Here is a 19,801-nt window from a genome sequence, read left to right as displayed (position 1 = left end):
TAAAATAGAACCATGAAGAAAATGATTGTCTTATTTCTGATAAGCCTCTTTATGCTGGAATCCTGTAGTGTCAACTCTGAGATCATCTATCATCAGGATGCCTCCTCTACCTCTGCAACGGATATTGATACCAGAGAGTTTATGGCAGAAATGAAAGCAATGACTCCTGACTCTCTGAAACAGAATGAATTTGCAGAGATGGATAAGCTCCCCACTACCTGGACAAGCATCTATGAGCTTGAGAAACAGGAAGGGAAATTAAAAACAGCGAATCCGGACACCATCAGAATCATGAAAAAGATTTTCATGAAATCTAAAAAAGAAAACAATCAGCCTTCTGGCTTTGCCTTTAAAATGGAACATTTCACCCCTGAAGACTATCGGGCGCTGAAAAACTTTACCAAGGAGGAAAAGCTCCCTCTCGATCAGAATATTTTCAATAGCTGGGATGGAAAAACACTGACTATAGACACAGAAAATTTTAACCTTAAAAATATTGAAGAGGCCCTTCGTACCAAGACATCAAAAGAAGAATCCGAAAAAATGGAAGGCATGATGACGATGTTTTTTAAGAAAATAGGAACTTCTTTAAAATTTGAAAACAAAATAAAATCTATTACAGGAAAACATGACTGGCTGAAGCAGACCGATGATTATTCGGTAAGGATAGAATATGATCTGAAAACTTTATATGATACAGAAGCAAAGCTCAAAAATGCAGACCAAAAGATTGTTATCATAACAGAATAAATAGAGCCCACCAAATGAATTGGTGGGCTCTATTTTATTTAGTTTCTATATTGATTAGTTTATCACTTCAAATCTTGCGTATTCAGCAATTTTCTTAGGAAGTTTGATTCCTTCTGCAGTTTGATTGTTTTCAAGCAATGCAGCCATAATTCTTGGCAATGCCATTGCAGAGCCGTTTAAGGTGTGAACCAGCTGAGACTTACCATCTGCTTTGTAACGGCATTTCAGTCTGTTAGCCTGGAACGTTTCAAAGTTAGATACAGAACTTACTTCCAACCACATTTCCTGAGCGGCACTCCACACTTCAAAATCGTAGGTCATCGCAGAAGCAAAACCTGTATCACCACCGCAAAGTCTTAACACCCTGAAAGGAAGTTCAAGATCAGTAAGAATTTCTTTGATGTGTTCTACCATTTCTTCTAAAACAGCATAAGAATTTTCCGGTTTTTCAATTCTTACAATTTCTACTTTTTCGAATTGGTGAAGACGGTTCAGTCCTCTTACATGAGCTCCGTAGCTCCCCGCCTCTCTTCTGTAACACTGAGAAAAAGCTGTATTTTTAATAGGAAGATCTTTTTCATCAAGCAATACATCACGGTAAAGATTGGTTACCGGAACCTCTGCCGTTGGAATTAAATATAGTTTATCTTCATTGATATAGTACATTTGTCCTTCTTTATCAGGCAGCTGACCTGTTCCAAATCCGGATGCTTCATTTACTACGTGAGGGGGATTTACTTCTGTATATCCTTTATCAACATTTTTATCAAGGAAATACTGAACCAAAGCTCTCTGTAATCTGGCTCCTTTACCCAGATAAACAGGGAAACCGGCACCCGCAATTTTCACTCCCAATTCAAAATCAATCAGGTTATATTTTTTTGCCAGTTCCCAGTGAGGAATAGCTCCTTCGCCAAGGCCTTCCACTGTATGAGACTGGAAAATAATTTCGTTATCATCTGCAGAAGCTCCACTCTTTACCAATTCATTCGGAATATTGGGAAGTTGGTATAAAATCTCCAATAAAGCAGCTTCTTTTGCTTCTAACTGAATTTTCAATTCTGAACTCGACTCTTTGTACTGTGCTGTTTTAGATTTTGCCGATTCCGCCTCTTCTCTCTTTCCTTCCTTCATCAAAAGTCCGATTTCTTTGGAGATTTTGTTGATCTCGGAAAGCTGGGAATCTAATTCAAACTGGATTCTTTTTCTTTCTTCGTCAGCAGCGATAGCCTCGTCTACCAACTCAAGATTCTTGAATTGTCTTTTCTTAAGACCTTCTAAAACGCGCTCTTTATTGTCGCGTAAAAAATTGACTTGTAACATTTTATTGAGATGTTAAATATTAGAAAGTTAGCTTCAAATAAACTAACAATTGTACAAATTTAAAATTATTTTGTGATAGTAAAGGTATTTATCGAATTTGGTTGATCTGCTTCTTTGGAAAATTGCAGCACATCATTGTAATATACTTTAGATACCTGGAATAAAGTGGGTGTTTTACGATACTCGATTCTTAATCTGTCTGTGATAGTATCTGCGACATTATTCACAGTTCTTCTTAAGCCAAGCGTCATTACAGAATAATAAGAATTGCCTGTTCCCGGATTATCCGGACTTACAGAATCCAGCCTTTTTCTTTTTGCTCCCGCAATATATTCCATATAAAATGTAGAATCAGCCCTCATTCTCAGCGGAATATTAACAGGAGAAATATCTCTGTCTCCTAAACTGTCGTTCACCGAATACCCGCTAAATGATCCTGGCTTTTTGCTATTCAACAAATCCTGCCCTGCACTGTTAACCATATAAATATTCATGATCTGATCAATCCTTTGTAAAGATTCATCATCACTTTTACAACTTAAAAGTGCGAAAGCCATAACCAATATTCCAAAAACAAAATTTCTCATTCACAACAAAGATAAAATATTAATCTTTAGACTCCTTCTTTATTTCTCAAAATATTTCTGGTACCATAGCTCAAAAGTCACCAGCTGCCAGATTTTCACCCAGTCATATTCATTTTCCAAACGGTTCCACCATTCATCAATAACTTCTGTTTTGAAAAAATTTCTTTTTTTCAGGCTCTCAAGATTTTCAATAATAAAATTTCTGATTTTTTGTTCATTCTTAATAAAGTGGTTAAGAGGGAAAGAAAAACCTCTTTTTGACATATTCAAAACTTCGGAAGGAAGATATTTTTCTGCTGTTTTACGTAATAAAGGTTTATTTTGAATACCATTAAACCTGAAATGCTCCGGCAAAACCGCAACATAATCTATCAAGCGGTTACTGAGATAGGGATAACGAAATTCTACCCCATATTTCATGGCACTTAGATCGTCTCTGAAAACATGATGAGAAGAGAGAGAATACTTCATATCATACTCAAAATAACCTGAATAATTTTTTGATTCTGATAAATGATAACCTGCAAGGTCCGAATCAATATTTTTATAAATGTCTGATGTTATTATATTTTTCGCCTCAAAAGGGGTCATACTGATCTGGCTCTGACGGAAAAAATCAAACATAAAATCCTGAGAAAAGTAGTTTTTAACCTTCCTGGAAAAAGGATCTTTTGTAAAAATAAAATGTCTGGTAAAATTAAAATTCCTCATCAAAAGCCATTTCTTAAGCTTCAGGGTATGGGAATAACCTCCAAAAAGCTCATCTGCCCCATTTCCGCTCAACACCACTTTTATACCATTATCTTTCGCATATTTTGCAGCATTGATCAGCACTTCAAGGCTACAGTAGGGTTCTTCAAAATGCTGTATATTTTCTTTCAACTGGTCTAAAACATCTTCATCGCTCACTTTTTCAACCTTATGCAGAACTCCAAAATGTTTGGCAGCCAGAGAAGCATTTTGTATCTCCTCTTCAGAAAAAGGATAGGAAATAGTGTATGTGTTGATCCTGGCATTAAAAGGTTTTGATTTAGCGGCAATTAGCGTAGAATCAATGCCACCACTCATCATGACCGCTACAGGAACATCCGCATACAGCTGTTCCGATATGCTTTCAGACAACAAATGATCTATGGTTTTTACAGCTTCTTCTTCAGAAATACCCTGCCCCGTCTTTAAAGGCAGCTTCCAAAATTTTTCAACGGTCAGTTTCTGATCTGGTAAACTAATGGTCATCACAGAAGCAGGTTCTAAAGAAAAAATTCCTTTAAAACAGGTTTTGGGAGCTAATGTCGTCTGAAAAAGGAAGTTGGTATATACTCCATCCCAATTGATTTCAGGCGTTACTAGTTCATTCTTTAAAATGGCCTTTATTTCTGAAGCCCAAACTATACCCTGCTCACTTTGATGATAAAAAAGAGGTTTCATTCCTACTCTATCTCTACCTACCATAAGTTTCTGTGTACTGAGATCCACAATGCAGAGAGCAAACATGCCATCCAGCTTTTCAAACATGCCCGTGCCCCATTCCTGATAAGACTTCAGCAGTACTTCAGTGTCGGAAGATCCATCAAAGTGATACCCCAATATCTGAAGTTCTTCCCTAAGCTTTCTGAAGTTGTAAATCTCCCCATTGAAAGTAATTACAACCTGCTCATCTTCGGTAAGCATAGGCTGATGCCCTTTTTCAGAAAGATCAATAATAGAAAGTCTTCGAAATCCTAAAGCAATTTCTGACTTATCATCTTCCAGAATCGGAAACTGTTCTTTTATTTTCGGAGTGGAATCACTTCCGGAAAAAGAGGTTCCCTTTTTTTTGTCGGACAGCCAAAAGCCTTCATCATCCGGACCCCGATGTTTAATGGCCTGATTCATCTCTAAAATATTTTTAGAGGAAATACTTTTATGAAATGAATAATAACCGCTGATTCCGCACATACTAAATCTTAATAGGGTTGTAAAAATAGGAAAATGACTTTATTTGCAGGCTACAAGGACCTATTTCTTTATAAATTTTGCTTTTAAAAGATAGATCTCTTCTTTTGAGATCATAAAATCACTCAACTTAAATTCCGTAGAACGGTAAAACTTCCGGAATAACAGGAATGCAGAAGCTAAATAAGAAAATGTGGTCACAAAACACGCCCCCAAAATTCCCCATCTTGGTATGGCTATAAAAGAAAAAACAACTGTAATCACTAGCCCCACAATTGCCTTCACATTCAGTATTTTAAGTTCCCTGATCCCTGAAAAATAATATCCGATCATATCACTTACCGCAATAGCAAAAATACCGGGAGATAAAAGAAGCATTATTTCTTTGGTATTCCTGAATTCTCTTCCGAAGATCATTTCGTAAACCTGAGCAGGAATAATAATGATTCCCAGGACAAATCCCAGCATGAGAATAAACGTCAGCTTAAGTGAAGATTTCGTCTTTTCTATAGATTCTTCCCTGCTTTTACTGTTGACAACATCGGAATATAAAACCACGGCAATACTTCTGGTAATCGTCCATATGGCTTCTGAAAAGGTAATCCCGATCGAAAAAATCCCTACACTTGCTATCCCCTCAAAATGTTCAAGGAAATAAAATGAAAGCCTGTAATTAAGAAACTGGACAAATGCACTCAATTGTGTTTTCCAGCCATATTCAAACATATTCCTTGAAACTTCTTTTGAAAAAGATATTTCCGAAATACTACATTTTCTGATAATTTGAAAAAAGCTGGTGAAAAATAAAAATCCCAGGCATCCAATCTGGGCAAGGAAATACACAGAAACATCTTTAATATTGAAAAGATAGATGAAAATTCCAATAAAGACAATATGCACCAGCTGTTGTAAGACTGTATAGATATTAAACTTTCTAATATTCTGGGTTCCAACAAATAAATTGATATTTGTGGATAGTAATGAAGAAAAAACGGAGATACCGATAAGGTAGGGAAGATAGCCACTCTGAATTGAGGCCAAACTAAAGGCAAGAGGAATTAATATACCCGTCACAATAGACCATAGATAGGCATACAGCAAAACTTTTTCAATCTTAAACTTCGAAACAAAATAAGAAGTACTGCTGCCTGAAAAGATACTGCTGAAAAAGCTTACTGCTGCAGCATTGGCAATGACAATAGAAATGGTTCCCTTTCCCTCACTTCCCCACATATTCGTGGAATAAATAACCAAACCAAAACTCAGGATCAGAATCAGAAAGCGCGAAATAAAGGTTTTAATAACAGTAAGCTTCATGATTATAATTTTTCGATAGCTCTTTTTACAAAATTAGCAAATGAATCACGAATAACTCCCCAATTGTATTTTTCCTTAAATTCTTTTCTGGCATTGAATGCGTGGGTACCGTACAGCTCAGGATTCTTCACATACTTTATGATGATTTCTGCAATCTGCTCCGTATTCTGAGGGTCTACAAGGCTTCCAAACGAAAGACTTCCCATATGTTTCCGGATTCCCTTCAGATGGGAGTAAATAACGGGTTTTCCGGCTCCCATAAAATAAAACAACTTGATCGGTAGAGAGTGATTATTCTCAAAATTGATTTCCCTGAGATCAAAACATATGTCAGCACCGGAAAATGCTTCCGTAAATTTCTCAAAAGAGGTTGGTTTTCTGATTTCAATCTCATCAAACGCATATTTTTTAAGCAGTGATGAAAAATAGATCTCATCACTTTCCTGTCTTGTAGATCCTACAATAAGGATTCTAAGTTTAAGCCGGGGTTCCTTTTTTCTTACCCGATCAGCCGCTTTAAAGAAATTATCTATTCCCTTATCTTTTGAAATCATCCCTGTATAGCAAAGGGTAAGGGTACCAGGCTCAAGTTTTTTTATACTTTCCCGGATATACATTTCATCCGGATAATAAGGAAGAACCATCTGTTTTTTAAACCCAAACAAATAGCCCAAAGGAAATTTCTTTGTGGTTTCTCCAAAAATAAAATGGGTACTGAGGAAACCGGCATACAGCTGAATCAGAAAAAACTTTACCGCCTGAATGATCTTAACAGGAAACGGATAGACTTCAAGCATAGACATGGCAGGATACCATTCCGTAATATCGTAAATACAGCTGATTTTATGGTCTTTTACAAACTTTCTGGAAGCAATTACTGCCAAAGGTTCTGAGCAGATAATACCATCCGGCTTAAAGGACTGACAAACATCCCGGAATATTTTTATTTTCGACTCTATGCTTTCTTCTAAAGCAGAATAAGACTCAATATCAATCCCATCAAGAAAGCCTTTATAATCTGCATATAAACTACATATTTTAACGGTATACCCTTCATCTCTGAGAGCTTTAGCCTGATGATAAAAAATCCGGTCATCATCGTAGCGGTGTGAGGTCGTTAAGAAAAGTACTTTTGGCATTAGCAATTACTGAGTCCCTGCAAAGATACATTAAAACAAAAAAGTGGAAATACATTCCACTTTCTGATTGATTACCGTGTTTCTTTAAAAACTTATTTTATAGAAGCCGCCCAACTTTTTTCCAAAGGTAAAAGGAAGTGGCTTAAGAAGTCCAGATAGGTATTTTTAGAGAAATCAAAAACCTCGATATCCCCTGAAAGCTCTCCGCTTCTCAATTGGGATTTAAAATCCTGAAGTTTTAATGTCTTCACCTCTCCGTTGTCTACAAAACTGGCTTTCATTCTGTCGAAAAGTCCCAGTTGGTATTCTTCATCAATTTCTCTCATGATCTTACCCAATGCATCAATACTGCATCCTGAAGCCATTTCTTTTTCTTCATCTACACAGATGATGATAAATTGATTTTTTTCAATTTTAAAAGAAGAAGAAAGTGCTTTTCCGTGAGCCGCCCATGTCGCAAGGAAGTCAAACAATTTTTCAGTAATTGCTTTTGCTTCTTTAGTTTCAAAAGGCCTTGAAGCCGGGTATATAATAACTCTGTAGTCGTTAGTTTCTACAATATTGGATTCTTCTATTTTCATATGTAAGTATTTATTTATTAATACCATATATTATCTTCATCACCAGTTCTTCCTGCCAGAAAGTATCATGGAATGACGATTTCATATGTTATCAATTTAAAGTATCAAAATTAAGAAATATTCTTGAGTTGATCACAAATAAAAACTCAAGCTAAAGCCTGAGTTTTTATCTATATTGTATATAAAAGTCTTATAAATCCTCTGCTTCAGCAAGAAGTTCTACAATATCTTTTACGGCAACTTCTGTATTTTTATTAAAGTGTTTTACTCCATCAGTCATCATCGTATTACAGAAAGGACATCCTGTAGCAATCACTTTAGGTTCAAAAGATAAGGCTTCTTCGGTTCTCTCGATATTGATGTCTTTATTTCCTTTTTCAGGTTCCTTAAACATCTGTGCACCTCCGGCACCACAACAAAGACCATTCGTTTTGCAACGTTTCATTTCCACAAGCTCTGCATCCAGCTTTTCAAGCAATAATCTCGGCGCTTCATACTCGTCGTTGGCTCTTCCCAGGTAGCACGGATCATGAAAGGTAATTTTCTTTCCTTTAAATGCACCGCCTTCAATTTTTAATCTTCCCTCTTCCATTAATGTTTTAAGGAATTGGGTATGGTGAACTACATCAAAGTGTCCCCCAAGGCTTGGATATTCATTTTTAAGGGTATTGAAACAGTGCGGGCAAGCCGTTACTATTTTTTTCACCTCATATGCATTCAGTACTTCAATATTGGTAAGGGCCATCATCTGGAAAACAAATTCGTTTCCAGCTCTTTTTGCAGGATCTCCGGTACAGCTTTCTTCCTGTCCCAGCACCGCAAATTCAACTCCTATTTTATTTAATATTTTGCAAAATGCTTTTGTAATTTTTTTGGCGCGGTCATCGAAACTTCCAGCACATCCAACCCAAAATAAAACTTCCGGGGATCTTCCTTCGGCAGCAAATTCTGCCATTGTTTTAATTTGCATTTTCTTTTTGTTTAATTAATAAGTTAGCATAGTATTCCTTTGCCTTTTTCATAACCTCCACAGGGACTATAGAAACATATAAAGGATTGGCTTCGTCATAATTCAGATACTTCCAGGTATTTGATGTTGTTTTATCATTGAGGGCAAGGATCATACTTTGCTTACTCATTTCCAGGGTCGTATCATTGATAAATTGTGCCTTCATTCCTTGAGCTTCCATCATTCCCAGCACCATCTTCTTTTTATCTTCATCAAACTTTTCCTTTAAAAATGTCATTTTCATTTTCATCGGATAGCTGCTGAACGCATATTTTGTGTTATCTGTAGTGGTAAAAATATCAGAAACATTAAATCTGGTCTGATCCGTATCTACCATTTCTATTTCAAATTCATCATTCTTCTCAAACATTTTTTTGAAACCATCGATCATTGATTTTTTATCAATTTTTTCAAATATTGCCGGATGGGTCATATTCAGCATTCCATCATAATCTTTCTTTTGAAATAAAGATATGAAAGACCGTGAATCCTCAAGAATTTTCTTCTGATCCGCCGATTGAGCCAGTAGAAAACCTGAGCATAAGAACAGAAATATGAAGATTAGTTTTTTCATGATTTAATCATTTGCCCAGTTCAAACGGTCTGCCTGGTTATATTGCCAAGGAGCAGCATTATTTTCCACATTCGTCATCATCAGGTTTAGTTCCTGTGGTGCAGCAGACTGCTCCATTACCAGGAATCTTCTCATCTCAAAAATAATGGAAAGAGGATCTAATAGCACAGGGCAGGCATCTGTACATGCATTACAGGTGGTACAAGCCCAAAGTTCTTCTTTTGTGATATAATCATTCAACAACTTTTTACCGTCGTCAACAAATTTTCCGTTTTTATCTATATTTTTTCCTACTTCTTCCAATCGGTCTCTTGTTTTCATCAGGATTAATCTTGGAGAAAGTTTTTTACCCGTAATATTAGCAGGGCAAACAGAAGTACAACGTCCACATTCTGTACAGGAATAGGCATTAAGCAATTGTACCTGATTGAGGTCAAATATATCTTCTGCACCAAATTTAGAAGGAGCAGCATCTGCCTCACCTTCAGCCGGAGCTGCATAAGGATCAGCGTTAGGGTCCATCATTAATTTGATTTCCTTAGTTACAGATTCAAGATTATTGAATTTTCCTTTTTTATCAAGATTGGCAAACCATGTGCTTGGGAACGCCAGGATAATGTGTAAATGTTTTGAATAGTAAAGATAGTTCATGAAGAAAAGAATTCCCACAAAATGGAACCACCATGCTGCTTTCTCTGTAAAGAAAAGAAAACCGTCACTAAAGCCACCTAAAACCGGTGCTAAAAAGGTAGAACTGATAGGGAAACTTCCATGCTCAGGAAGAAGGCCTCTCTGTTGCAAAACCCAATCTGCTCCGTTCATCTTAAAGAAAGCCATCATTAGGGCAAATTCTATAATAAGAATCCAGTTAGCATCTTGTTTTGGCCACCCGAAAAGCTCTTTCATGGTTAATCTTTTGACTCCATAAAAGTTTCTTCTGATAAAGAACACCACTACTCCGATCACTACAAGAAGTGCCAGAATCTCTAATGTTGCAGTAAAGAAATTATAAAATCCATGTCCGAAAACCGAAGCCAGGAAACGGTGGGTTCCGAATAATCCATCCACCACAATTTCTATAAGCTCGATATTAATAATAATAAAACCTACGTATACAAAAAGGTGCAATATCCCTGCAACAGGACGTTTTACCATCTTGCTCTGCCCCATAGCCACTCTTGCCATGGTAGTCCAGCGCTCAGATTTTCTGTCATTTCTGTTAATTTCATGCCCGAGCCTGATATTTCTGTAGATCTTCTGCAGGCTTTTAGCAAACAAGCCAAACCCAGCCACTAATAAAATCAGGAAAATAATGTTATCGATGTACTGCATAGGACGTATTAGTCTTTATTATTTTTACCGAAAACCGAGAAATTAATATATCTCTTAGGATTCGCTTTCATATCTTCAATCAATGAATTCAGATTCGAAGATGCTGAATTCAGATTATTATAAAGTTGTTCATCCTTCATTAGTTTGCCTAAACTTCCTTCTCCTTTATCTATACCGCCAATTACCTGATTCAGCTTACCTACAGTAGTATCCAAATTGGCAATGGTTGCATTTAATTGTTTGGTATCAATGCTTTGTGCTAAGTTTCCATATTTGTCTAAGGTTACTTTTCCACTTTGCATAGTAAGGCTTGCATCGTCCAATACTTTCTGAAGTTTAGGATCATTATGTCCTACCAGTGTATTGACACTTCCTGCTGTTGCCTGTAATGCTCCTACCGTTTTATTAAGATTGGTTAATAAAGCCTTGATTTCAGCTCTATTCTGAGCATCAAAGATCTGATTGGCATTGGTCATCAAAGAATCTACTCTATGTAATACCACCTGCAGCTGATCTTTAACCGGGCCTACCTGAGAAGAAAGACTTCCCATCATTCCCAATTTAAAAGCTCCTTTCAGGGTATCACCATCTTTTGCAGTAGCCCCTCCATACACAAGATTCACTCTCATTTCTTTACCGGACATTAATCCCGGTTCAAAAATTTCCAGCATTGAATTTTTTGAAAATTCGAACTTGTTATCAACCGTAATTTTGACAATAAAGCTGATTTTACCGTCTTTTGCTGTTTGAGGAATGATCTTATCCACCTGCCCTACTTTCAGACCGTTGATAGACACCGCTGAAGATTGCGCAAGGCCTTCCACATTGTCATATTTTGCGTAAAATATATTATCGGTAGTAAAAAGGCTTTTCCCTTTCATGAATTGAAACAACACCACAAAGCCTACGATAGCTAGAAGTGTGATCACACCAGCTTTTAATTCTTTACTGAACTTCACTTGCTAATTTTTTTCTAATAAGCAAATATAGTACATTTTAAATAAATCTTTTCGGTTATTGTTCTGCGTTAAATACAAAAAAAGCGACAAAAAAATTTGTCGCTTTTATATTGTTGAAATTTAATTTCTTATTGTTGTTGATTTCCTACCTTATTCCAGATCTCAATTCTATAATCTTCGATTTCAGAATTATCCTGAAGACTCTTTAACCAAGCCTGTCCGAACATTCCTGCATTTCTCTGTGTAATAGATTCTGTGAACTGCTTAAGATCTCCAGGCTGTTTGTTTATTGTTTCTGATTTTTTGATCAGAACATATACTCCTGTTCCACCTTCAACCGGCTTAGAAAGCTGACCTTTCTTCACTCCAAATGCAGCACCTGCCACTTTAGGTTCCATAGCACCTGCTACTGAAGGGTTCAATAGATTCACCTGAGCCGATTGTTTTGAAGAAGCAAACAATGTAGCAATCTGATCTAAATTAGAAGCTTTAGCTCCTGCAATTTTATCAGAAATCTGTTTTGCAGCCAATTTATTTTTAACAATCACTTCAATCTGATCTCTTACAGATTCCGGATCAGCAAGACCAGCTTCCTGTTTTCCGTTCAGGTATACTACAATTTTGTCACCTGTTCCTTCTACAGTAAATAATTCTGTATCTCCTTTAGTTCTTTTCTTATCAAAAGCCCAAGTAAGGATCTCAGCGTCTTTATCAGTACCTAAGCCCTGAAGCTGACCCTCAAATCTTTTTGCTGCTTTTGGATTAGAGAACTGATAGTTATCTTTCTTAGCAATATTCACAAAATCGTTGAAAGATTTCCCTTGAATCTGCTGAATGAATTTTCTTGATTTCTTATCTGTTTCTGCTTCTGTAGCATCTGAAGCTTTAATTGCTTTTACTAAGTTAGCAACCTGATACCCCATTGATCCGGATTTTTTATCTTCAATATTGATGATATGATAACCGAACTGTGTTTCTACTACCCCTGTAGCTCCTTTAGGATTATTTGCAAGGTAAGTAAGGAATTCAGGAACGAAAGGTGTTTCTGGAGTTGTCCATCCTAAACTTCCTCCTTGTGCTGCAGAATTTGGATCGTTAGAAAGCTTAAGGAATTCTGTAAATTTAGCAGGAGTTGCTTTTACAATAGCTCCAATAGAGTCTGCCAATTTCTTAGCCTGCTCTTTAGATCTTGTTACTCCTTCTCCGGCAGGACTTCCTTTGAAAGCAATAAGGATATGTCTTGACAATGTAGAATCTGAAGTCTTTTTACCAACAAGTTTAGATACTACATAAAAATCCTGTTCTTTATATGGGCCAAAAGTTTGTCCTATTGCTGCCGTAGCAATCTGACTCTGTATTGTAGCCGGTAACTGAGCAGGTTTCATATACTGAGGATTGAAAGGCATATCAGAGTTTGCCATTACAAACATAGAATCGTTCTTTGTATTCTGGAAGTTTTCCGTACCTCCGCTGGCATCACTACCTGCTGAGTATAATTTTGTAATTTCTTTCAATGCTGCGGCATCATCTGCTGCGCTAGGCTTAGATGGGAAATATACAATTCCAATATTTCTGCTAGGTTCAGCCTTGAACATTACAGGATGCTGCTTGATGTAATTAGCAAGATCTTCCGTCGTAACATTAATTTTAGTTTTCTGAAGATAAGCTGCATAGTCCACTTTCACAAAGTCGATATCTGCAAGCTGATCTCTCTGTTTCATCAATTCTTCAGCTTCTTTTTTACCTGTAGTAATACCTGCTGAAATATTGCTGAATACCTGTCTCGCCATCAGTCTGTATTCAATCGTTTTCTTTGTTTTCAACCATTGAGCATATCCCTGAGGGTTAGCACTTTGTAATGTTTCGATTTCTTTTTTAAGCTCTTGAGTTTTAAAGTTACCCTTCTCATCAAAAAACTGTTTATTCTGAGCAAACATCTGATCATACTGAATCTGGTTCCAGAAATAATCATCAGTCATTTCAAAGCCCAATTTCTCGAACTGCTGTTTGATAAGTTTAGATTGCACCAATAATTGCCAAGCCTGTTCTTCAAGACCAGTCTTTGGACCGCCTTGTTGTTCAGCTTGTTGCTGCAATACGAAAAGCTGATCGTTAAACTCTTCGCGGGTAATTTTTTCACCATTTACTTTTCCTAAAATGTCAGGATTTTTACCAAAAACCTTGTCAATACTGTCTGGGTTAACCAAAAACGCTAAAAGCGCTAAGGCTATTACTCCCATTAAAAGCCAAGGCTTACTCCTAATTTGTCCTAAAATTGCCATTTTATAAATTATAGTTTTTTATCAGTTTGCGAAAATACACATTTTTAAGAAATTACAGAAATAGAAGTGCTTTATTTTAATTTTTAATCATCAAGTTTATTCAAAAAAGGAAATTTTGACCATATTTTTTCGTAAAAAACAAATGGCATAAGTATTGTGCAACATAGAGTATTATAATATATCACCCGTTTTCAGGGCTTATTATAAAAAATCACTTTAACGATTAAAAACGAAAATGACAATTTGTCATTTGATTGAGTATGACAGAATTTGAAGATATTAGTTTAGAAGAAATGATCAGCGACGGATTTGATATCGTAACTGAGGAAATCAATCTTTCCGACTTTTCGGAAACTGATAAAAATTCCGAACAAAAAATATTCCCTATACTTCCTGTAAGAAATATGGTAATGTTCCCTAATGTGGTAATTCCTATTACTGCAGGGAGAAAAACCTCAATACAACTTCTTGAAGAAGCTCAGAAGAACGGAGATTTTATTGGAATCGTAAGCCAGAAAAATTCAGATCTGGAACAACCTACTGAAAAAGACATCTATCTTACCGGAACACTGGCCAAGATCATTAAGATTATAAAATTACCTGAAGGCAATATTACAGCTATTACTAAAGGTTTTCACAGATTTAAGATCAAAAAAATTGTTGATCTTAAGCCTTATTTTAAAGCTGAAATTTCAAAATTAAAAGATTCCAAGCCTAAAAATCAGGAGGAATATGAGGCATTGCTTGAAAACATTAAAGAGCTTGCTTTAAAAATCATTGAACTGGATCCTAACATTCCCAATGCAGCTAATTTTGCCATCAAAAACATCAATAATAATGATGATCTTTTGAATTTTATCTGCACCAACTCCAGTTTCCCTTCTGTGGAAAAGCAAAAGCTGCTGGAGGAAAAAAGCATGATGGAAAGAGCTAAGAAATGCTATGAAATGATGCACGAGGATTTCAGAAAGCTGGAATTAAGAAGCCAGATCCATCAGAAAACCTCCAAGGATCTTGACAAACAACAAAGAGAATATTTCCTGAACCAACAGATCAGAACGATCCAGGAAGAGTTGGGCGGCGGTCCTGAAAGTGATGTAGAAGATCTCATTGCTAAAGCTAAAACCAAAAAATGGAGCCAGGAAGTAGAAGACCATTTCCAGAAAGAGATTGGCAGACTACAGCGTCAGAATCCAAATTCTCCGGACTATAATGTTCAGAGAAATTATCTGGATTTCTTTACGGATCTTCCATGGGAAACTTACACCAAAGATATTTTTGATATTGCAAAAGCAGAGAAAGTATTGGATAAAGCTCATTTTGGATTGGAAGATATCAAGAAAAGGATCCTGGAGCACATGGCTGTTTTAAAATTAAAAAACAACATGAAATCTCCTATCCTCTTATTGGTAGGACCTCCGGGAGTAGGTAAGACCTCTTTAGGAAAATCTATTGCTGATGCTTTAGGAAGAAAATACGTGAGATTATCTTTAGGTGGCCTTCATGATGAAAGTGAAATCCGCGGACACAGAAAAACCTATATCGGAGCAATGGCAGGAAGAATTGTACAGTCTATTAAAAAGGCCGGTACTTCTAACCCTGTAATCGTTCTGGATGAGATTGATAAAATCGGACAGGGTCTTCATGGCGACCCCAGCTCAGCATTGCTGGAAGTTCTTGATCCTGAACAAAATAAATCTTTCTATGATAATTTTCTTGAAATGGGCTATGACCTATCCAAAGTCATGTTCATAGCAACAGCCAATTCATTATCAACCATACAGAGTCCTCTTTTAGACAGAACAGAGATCATACAGATTGCAGGATATACACTGGAGGAGAAAATTGAAATTGCAAAAAGACACCTGATCAAGAAACAACAGGAGGAAAATGGATTGGACACCAAGTCATTTAAACTTGGAAACCCTGAGCTTAAGCACATTATAGAGGCACACACTTCAGAAAGCGGAGTAAGAAGTTTAGAGAAAAGAATTGCATCCATCGCCAGATGGGTGGCATTACAGACAGCCCTGGTAAAAGAGTATGATTCTAAAATTTCTGTTGAAAAAGTAGATGAAATCCTAGGCGTTCCAAGACCTAAAAGTCTATCTGAAATCACAGGAGTACCCGGTGTTGTTACAGGTTTAGCCTGGACGAGTGTCGGTGGAGATATTCTTTACATTGAAAGTATCTTGAGCAACGGAAAAGGAACGTTAACCATGACCGGAAATCTGGGAACCGTGATGAAAGAATCAGCAACCATTGCGCTGGAATATATTAAAGCAAGACATGACGAACTGGGAATACCACAGGAGGAACTGGATAAGAAAAACATCCACGTTCACGTTCCTGAAGGGGCAACTCCTAAGGATGGGCCATCAGCAGGTATTGCCATGCTGACTTCCATGGTTTCTTCTTTCAAAAATAAAAAGGTAAAACCTCACCTTGCGATGACAGGAGAAATTACACTAAGAGGAAAAGTTCTTCCTGTAGGGGGAATTAAAGAAAAACTTCTTGCTGCAACCAGAGCTGGAGTTAAAGATGTCATATTGTGTGATGCCAACAGAAAAGATGTAGAAGAGATCAAAAAGGACTATTTAAAAAACCTGAAAGTTCACTATGTCAGCAGAATGGAAGAAGTCATAGACATCGCTATTGAAAAATAATTCATTATAACATATCAACTTCTCAATAAAGAAACACGTTTCGGATATCCGGAACGTGTTTCTGTTTGATGTTAACCTGTATAAAATACGTTCAGTCTTCATTTTGATGGAATAAAATTTGCTGTGCTAAAAATAAAACTCAAGTTGATCCCTAAATAATTTCTCAATTCAGTGGGTTTTCTTATTTTTAATCCATACTGCATATTTTAAATTATGAATTTTCTTAGACTCCCTTTCCTTACCAAGCTTACATTGGTTGTAATTTCTATTATTGGCATTGGTTATCTGCTGGCATTAGGACAGAGTATTCTAGCTCCATTTTTCTTTGCATTCCTGATGGCCATGCTATTTTTGCCGGTAGCCACTTTCATGGAAAGAAAGCTCAGATTTCCAAGGTCTGTATCTACAATGACTTCCGTTTTTATCATGTTGGTCATTTTAAGTGGGGTGATATATTTTTTCAGTACCCAGCTGTCTGACTTCAGTAAGGATCTTCCTCATCTCAGAGAGCAGTTTACCACTTTATTTAATAATCTTCAGCATTGGGTTTCTAAAACATTCAATGTCAAAGTAGATGAACAGGTAGATTATATCAACCAGGGACTGAATAAACTTTTATCTTCTTCAGGGGCTATTTTAGGATTTACATTTGGAATATTTTCAACAGGATTCGGGTTTATTCTATTTTTCACGTTGTTCTTTATCTTCATTTTAAATTACCGAAGACTTTTAAATAATTTTATTGTTACTGTTTTTAACGAAAGACATAAGAACAGTGTTCAAGAAGCGGTAACAGAGATTCGCGTGATGACCAAAAAATATATTTTCGGTCTTTTTCTTCAGGTTATTATTGTATCCACGCTTACCTCTATCGTTCTCACTGTTTTAGGCGTGAAATATGCCATCCTTTTAGCGGTCCTAACAGGCCTGCTCAATGTTATTCCATATCTTGGAATTTTCATCTCTCTCGTCATATCCTGTTTTATTGCATTTGCTACCTCTACACCATCTACCTGTATTTATGTTATTATTGGCTATATTGGAGTACATGCTGTGGATGGAAATATTGTTCTGCCATTTGTAGTAGGTTCAAAAGTAAAAATCAACGCATTATTTTCTTTTATCGGAATTCTTTTAGGAGAACATCTTTGGGGAATAGCAGGAATGTTTCTGTGTATTCCAGCCATTGCAATCATTAAAATCATCTGTGAAAAAGTAGATGATTTAAAACCTTGGGGAAGACTGCTTGGGGAAGAACAAAAACCTAATAAAAAGAAGAAAAGCTATAAGATTTCCAAGAATATTACCCTCGAGGAAATGGATTAGGCATAGGTATCAAGCCACAAACAAAGAGCAGTACTTAAAACACACCAATATCAAAAAAGAAACACGAAAATTGTAATTTTTATTAAAAATGAATAAACAAATCTCATATTTGTTTTACATTTGATATAAAATTACCAATTATGAAAATCGTAAAATTCATTTTCTGTCTGTTGTTCGCACTTACTTTTATCAATGCGGGCTTAACCAAGTTTTTCCAGTATGCTCCCATGCCTAAAATGACGGATGAGCAGGTGAAAATATACGCTGCTTTCACTGAAATTGGCTGGCTAATGCCTTTGGTAGGCGTTGTAGAAATTGTTGGAGGGATATTATTTATTTTCCCAAAAACCAGAGCGTTGGGCGCAATTATCATATTACCTGTCATGGTAGGAATATTCCTTCAAAATGTATACAGAGATCCATCCCAAATGGGGATAGGCATGTCTATTGTTTTGCTTCTAATTAATCTTTGGGTAATTCTTGATAATAAAGAAAAGTACAGGAATTTAATCAGTTAAAATTAGATCGCAAGTGGCAGATAGCAAGCAGGAGATTACTATGTAGCGATACTCCAAAATTTATGTTGTTTAAAACAACAAATCATTAAAATTTTGCAGGCTGCAACCTGCTCCCTACTATCTGCCACTTATATTCTAAACAAATGCACTGAATCCCGTGATCGAACGTCCTACGATCAGAGAGTTTATTTCTTTTGTTCCTTCATAAGAATAAATAGCTTCTGCGTCGGCAACAAATCTTGCCACATCGTATTCCAGCAAGATTCCGTTTCCACCCATTACTTCTCTGGCCCTGGACACAATATCTCTTGTTCTAAGGGTACAGAAAACTTTAGCTAAAGAAGCATGTTCGTCTTTTAAAATCCCTTCATCCTGCATTTCAGACAATCTGAAAACCATTGTCTGCATCGCAGTAAGATTGGATAACATTTCCACTAAGTGCCCCTGAATCATCTGAAATGAAGCAATTGGTCTTCCAAACTGCTCCCTCTTTCGGGTATAATCCAAAGCACTTTCATAAGCACCCCTTGCACAGCCTGTAGCCATCCAGGCCACTCCTGCCCTGGTCATCCGAAGTACTTTTCCGATATCTTTAAATGAGTTGGCATTCTGAAGTCTGTTTTCTTCAGTCACCACACAGTCTTTTAAAGTAATAAGGCCATTCTGAACAATTCTTAAGGCCATTTTCCCTTTGATTTTTTCTACAGAGAATCCGGGATTGTCTTTTTCTACAATAAAGCCTTTTACTTCTCCGCTATCCAAATCTCTTGCCCAGATAATGATAATATCTGCAAAAGTTGCATTTCCAATCCATTTTTTCTGTCCGTTAAGAATCCAGCCCTCATCTGTTTTTCTGCATGTCACGGTAAGACCTCCTGCAGCTCCGGACCCCACTTCGGGCTCTGTAAGTCCGAAAGCTCCTATCTTTTCAAATTTCTGCATTTGGGGAAGCCATTTCTGTTTTTGCTCTTCTGAACCGCAAATGTAAATAGAACCCATAGCCAGCCCGGACTGCACTCCAAAAAAGGTGGCAATTGATGCATCTACTCTAGCCATTTCCATAGCAATAACACCCTCCATCAAAAAAGGCATTCCCGGACAGCCGTATCCTTCATAGGTAACACCACAGATATCGAGTTTCTGAAATTTAGGAATCAGTTCAAAAGGAAATTCGTCTCTCAACCAATAATGGTTTACCAAAGGCTTCACTTCTTTTTCCATAAAAGCTCTTACTTTAAGCTGTATTTCCCGCTGCTCAGGAGTTAAGGTGTGGTAGATATCATAAAAATCTCCGTCAATAGGTGGAAGCTCTTTCTTTTTCTTATCCGAATCCAGCATTTTCATAAGCCCTGTAAGCTGTTTATCATCCAGTTTTGAAAAATTTTGCATCAGTTTTGGTAAGTCCACTTTTTTAGAGATTGTACTCAATTGATCAAAATCTATAGACGTGAATATTCCTATCGCGTTTCTTATTTTAGAAAAGGTATTTGACATAATGATTAT

16 protein-coding genes are annotated in these 19,801 nt (G+C 36.6%); 4 read left to right on the top strand and 12 right to left on the bottom strand.

What is annotated here, in order from left to right; all coding sequences use genetic code 11:
- The first annotated feature begins 12 nt into the window (after positions 1–12).
- A complete protein-coding gene (locus B8967_RS18310; protein ID WP_084087036.1) occupies positions 13–750 on the top strand; it encodes a hypothetical protein in 738 nt (245 codons plus the stop codon).
- 54 nt (positions 751–804) lie between these two features.
- On the opposite strand, the gene serS is transcribed toward B8967_RS18310, so the two are convergent.
- The 11 genes from serS to B8967_RS18255 all read right to left on the bottom strand — a co-directional run bounded on the left by serS (position 805) and on the right by B8967_RS18255 (position 13,788).
- Positions 805–2,073, bottom strand: coding sequence for a serine--tRNA ligase (gene serS, locus B8967_RS18305; RefSeq protein WP_047491738.1), 1,269 nt, complete (start codon positions 2,071–2,073; stop codon positions 805–807).
- A 65-nt stretch (positions 2,074–2,138) separates the two neighbouring features.
- A complete protein-coding gene (locus tag B8967_RS18300) occupies positions 2,139–2,660 on the bottom strand; it encodes a hypothetical protein (protein WP_047491741.1) in 522 nt (173 codons plus the stop codon).
- Between the two features lie 39 nt (positions 2,661–2,699).
- Positions 2,700–4,598 carry an asparagine synthase (glutamine-hydrolyzing) gene (gene asnB / locus B8967_RS18295; protein ID WP_084087034.1) on the bottom strand — a complete coding sequence of 633 codons (1,899 nt, stop codon included), beginning with the start codon at positions 4,596–4,598 and terminating at the stop codon, positions 2,700–2,702.
- Between the two features lie 60 nt (positions 4,599–4,658).
- Positions 4,659–5,912, bottom strand: a complete 1,254-nt coding sequence (locus B8967_RS18290) for a lipopolysaccharide biosynthesis protein (RefSeq protein WP_084087033.1) — start codon at positions 5,910–5,912, stop codon at positions 4,659–4,661.
- 2 nt (positions 5,913–5,914) lie between these two features.
- Positions 5,915–7,051 (bottom strand): glycosyltransferase family 4 protein, encoded by a 1,137-nt coding sequence (locus B8967_RS18285; RefSeq protein ID WP_084087032.1) that lies wholly within the window; start codon positions 7,049–7,051, stop codon positions 5,915–5,917.
- Positions 7,052–7,143: 92 nt separating this feature from the next.
- A complete protein-coding gene (locus tag B8967_RS18280; protein WP_047491753.1) occupies positions 7,144–7,632 on the bottom strand; it encodes a hypothetical protein in 489 nt (162 codons plus the stop codon).
- A 190-nt stretch (positions 7,633–7,822) separates the two neighbouring features.
- Positions 7,823–8,602, bottom strand: a complete 780-nt coding sequence (locus B8967_RS18275) for a (Fe-S)-binding protein (protein ID WP_047491756.1) — start codon at positions 8,600–8,602, stop codon at positions 7,823–7,825.
- The gene (locus B8967_RS18270) at positions 8,592–9,215 is read right to left on the bottom strand and encodes a hypothetical protein (protein WP_084087030.1); all 624 of its coding nucleotides are present in this window, start codon (positions 9,213–9,215) and stop codon (positions 8,592–8,594) included. Before B8967_RS18270 ends, B8967_RS18275 begins: the two co-directional genes overlap by 11 nt.
- Positions 9,216–9,218: 3 nt before the next feature.
- On the bottom strand, positions 9,219–10,547 hold the full coding sequence (locus tag B8967_RS18265) for a 4Fe-4S dicluster domain-containing protein (RefSeq protein ID WP_047491763.1): 1,329 nt from the start codon (positions 10,545–10,547) through the stop codon (positions 9,219–9,221).
- An 8-nt stretch (positions 10,548–10,555) separates the two neighbouring features.
- Positions 10,556–11,506, bottom strand: a complete 951-nt coding sequence (locus B8967_RS18260; RefSeq protein WP_047491766.1) for an MlaD family protein — start codon at positions 11,504–11,506, stop codon at positions 10,556–10,558.
- Positions 11,507–11,634: 128 nt separating this feature from the next.
- Positions 11,635–13,788, bottom strand: a complete 2,154-nt coding sequence (locus tag B8967_RS18255) for a peptidylprolyl isomerase (RefSeq protein ID WP_084087028.1) — start codon at positions 13,786–13,788, stop codon at positions 11,635–11,637.
- A gap of 260 nt (positions 13,789–14,048) precedes the next feature.
- On the opposite strand from B8967_RS18255, the gene lon reads away from it, so the two are divergent.
- The 3 genes from lon (at position 14,049) to B8967_RS18240 (ending at position 18,298) form a co-directional block, all read left to right on the top strand.
- The gene (gene lon / locus B8967_RS18250) at positions 14,049–16,454 is read left to right on the top strand and encodes an endopeptidase La (protein ID WP_084087026.1); all 2,406 of its coding nucleotides are present in this window, start codon (positions 14,049–14,051) and stop codon (positions 16,452–16,454) included.
- 213 nt (positions 16,455–16,667) lie between these two features.
- Positions 16,668–17,780 carry an AI-2E family transporter gene (locus B8967_RS18245; protein WP_084087024.1) on the top strand — a complete coding sequence of 371 codons (1,113 nt, stop codon included), beginning with the start codon at positions 16,668–16,670 and terminating at the stop codon, positions 17,778–17,780.
- Positions 17,781–17,920: 140 nt separating this feature from the next.
- Positions 17,921–18,298, top strand: a complete 378-nt coding sequence (locus B8967_RS18240) for a MauE/DoxX family redox-associated membrane protein (RefSeq protein ID WP_084087022.1) — start codon at positions 17,921–17,923, stop codon at positions 18,296–18,298.
- A gap of 135 nt (positions 18,299–18,433) precedes the next feature.
- Here B8967_RS18240 and B8967_RS18235 read toward each other — a convergent pair whose 3' ends face one another.
- Positions 18,434–19,792: an acyl-CoA dehydrogenase family protein gene (locus B8967_RS18235; RefSeq protein WP_084087020.1), complete on the bottom strand. Its 1,359-nt coding sequence runs from the start codon at positions 19,790–19,792 to the stop codon at positions 18,434–18,436.
- Positions 19,793–19,801: the final 9 nt, after the last annotated feature.

The organism is Chryseobacterium sp. YR221 (assembly GCF_900176315.1).
Taxonomy (GTDB): domain Bacteria; phylum Bacteroidota; class Bacteroidia; order Flavobacteriales; family Weeksellaceae; genus Chryseobacterium; species Chryseobacterium rhizosphaerae.
This window is presented reverse-complemented; position numbering and strand designations above follow the sequence as displayed.

Coding starts and splice junctions, on each gene's coding strand:
- B8967_RS18310 (WP_084087036.1), top strand. CDS start 13: ATGAAGAAAATGATTGTCTTATTTCTGATAAGCCTCTTTATGCTGGAA.
- serS (WP_047491738.1), bottom strand. CDS start 2,073: ATGTTACAAGTCAATTTTTTACGCGACAATAAAGAGCGCGTTTTAGAA.
- B8967_RS18300 (WP_047491741.1), bottom strand. CDS start 2,660: ATGAGAAATTTTGTTTTTGGAATATTGGTTATGGCTTTCGCACTTTTA.
- asnB (WP_084087034.1), bottom strand. CDS start 4,598: ATGTGCGGAATCAGCGGTTATTATTCATTTCATAAAAGTATTTCCTCT.
- B8967_RS18290 (WP_084087033.1), bottom strand. CDS start 5,912: ATGAAGCTTACTGTTATTAAAACCTTTATTTCGCGCTTTCTGATTCTG.
- B8967_RS18285 (WP_084087032.1), bottom strand. CDS start 7,051: ATGCCAAAAGTACTTTTCTTAACGACCTCACACCGCTACGATGATGAC.
- B8967_RS18280 (WP_047491753.1), bottom strand. CDS start 7,632: ATGAAAATAGAAGAATCCAATATTGTAGAAACTAACGACTACAGAGTT.
- B8967_RS18275 (WP_047491756.1), bottom strand. CDS start 8,602: ATGCAAATTAAAACAATGGCAGAATTTGCTGCCGAAGGAAGATCCCCG.
- B8967_RS18270 (WP_084087030.1), bottom strand. CDS start 9,215: ATGAAAAAACTAATCTTCATATTTCTGTTCTTATGCTCAGGTTTTCTA.
- B8967_RS18265 (WP_047491763.1), bottom strand. CDS start 10,547: ATGCAGTACATCGATAACATTATTTTCCTGATTTTATTAGTGGCTGGG.
- B8967_RS18255 (WP_084087028.1), bottom strand. CDS start 13,788: ATGGCAATTTTAGGACAAATTAGGAGTAAGCCTTGGCTTTTAATGGGA.
- lon (WP_084087026.1), top strand. CDS start 14,049: ATGACAGAATTTGAAGATATTAGTTTAGAAGAAATGATCAGCGACGGA.
- B8967_RS18245 (WP_084087024.1), top strand. CDS start 16,668: ATGAATTTTCTTAGACTCCCTTTCCTTACCAAGCTTACATTGGTTGTA.
- B8967_RS18240 (WP_084087022.1), top strand. CDS start 17,921: ATGAAAATCGTAAAATTCATTTTCTGTCTGTTGTTCGCACTTACTTTT.
- B8967_RS18235 (WP_084087020.1), bottom strand. CDS start 19,792: ATGTCAAATACCTTTTCTAAAATAAGAAACGCGATAGGAATATTCACG.